Raw genomic sequence first — 232 nt, 5'->3', positions numbered from 1 at the left:
CGTCCTGCTTTGATCAAGCTGGCCAAGGCCTCCAAGCTGCCTATTCAATGGTTAGCCTGCGGGGAAGAAAAGCTTGATAAACGGGTTCTTGCTCAATCAAAGCCCAACATGGCTGACATGGACTCGTTGGAAGAAATCATCCTGAAGATCAGGCAGTTATTTGTGCAGCAAAAGCTCAGCCTGCGCTCTCGTGCCGAGGCTCAGGCGATTCGCCTGGTATACGAGTTCTATC

The 232-nt window shown here is 51.3% G+C and carries 1 protein-coding gene; it reads left to right on the top strand.

What is annotated here, in order from left to right; translation table 11 throughout:
• On the top strand, positions 1-232 hold a 232-nt coding region (locus ACRHOZ_RS21580), incomplete at both ends, for a hypothetical protein (protein WP_431130471.1).

This window comes from Flagellimonas flava, from assembly GCF_050617915.1.
Classification (GTDB): Bacteria; Bacteroidota; Bacteroidia; order Flavobacteriales; family Flavobacteriaceae; genus Flagellimonas; species Flagellimonas flava_A.
This window is presented reverse-complemented; position numbering and strand designations above follow the sequence as displayed.